Raw genomic sequence first — 923 nt, 5'->3', positions numbered from 1 at the left:
GGGGTTGTCCTGGTGGTGGGCCCGGCCGTAGGTGGCCAGCAGGGCCTGGGCCTCGATCGGGTCGCCGAGTCTGGTGCCGGTGCCGTGGGCGTCGACCGCGTCGACCTCGGCCGCCGAGACCTGCGCGTTCGCCAGTGCCTGCCGGATCACCCGCTGCTGCGACGGGCCGTTCGGCGCCGTCAGCCCGTTGGACGCACCGTCCTGGTTGACCGCGCTGCCCCGCACCGTCGCCAGGACCTCGTGACCGTTGCGCCGCGCGTCCGACAACCGCTCCAGCACCAACCAACCCACACCCTCGGCCCAGCCGGTTCCGTCGGCACCCGATCCGAACGCCTTGCAGCGTCCGTCCGCCGACAGCCCGCGCTGCCGGCTGAACTCGACGAAAGTGTTGGGTGTCGCCATGACGGTGACACCGCCCGCCAGGGCCAGGGAGCACTCGCCCCTGCGCAGCGCCTGTCCCGCCTGGTGGAGGGCGACCAGCGACGACGAGCACGCCGTGTCCACGGTCACGGCGGGCCCCTCCAGCCCGAAGACGTACGCGATCCGGCCCGTGGCGATGCTGCCCAGACTGCCGTTGACCAGGTAGCCCTCGAAGCTCTTGGGCGCGGGCTTCAGCCGGGACGCGTAGTCGTTGTACATGACACCCGCGAAGACTCCGGTGTCGGTGCCGCGCAGGGTCTCCGGCACGATCCCGGCCCGCTCGAACGCCTCCCACGCCGTCTCCAGCAGCAACCGCTGCTGCGGATCCATCGCGAGGGCCTCACGCGGACTGATCCCGAAGAACTCCGCGTCGAACCCGGCCGCGTCGTACAGGAAACCACCATGACGCGTCGTCGACTTCCCGACCGCCTCGGGATCCGGGTCATACAGACCCGCCACGTCCCAGCCCCGGTCCCCCGGAAACTCCCCGACCGCGTCCACAC

1 protein-coding gene is annotated in these 923 nt (G+C 71.5%); it reads right to left on the bottom strand.

Annotation, left to right across the window (positions count from 1 at the left end; genetic code table 11):
- On the bottom strand, positions 1–923 hold a 923-nt coding region (locus EAO76_RS40900; protein ID WP_148841311.1), incomplete at both ends, for a polyketide synthase.

It is taken from the genome of Streptomyces sp. sk2.1 (assembly GCF_008120935.1).
Lineage (GTDB): Bacteria > Actinomycetota > Actinomycetes > Streptomycetales > Streptomycetaceae > Streptomyces.
Note: the sequence above shows the minus strand (reverse complement) of the source record. Positions and strands in the feature narration are given on the sequence as shown.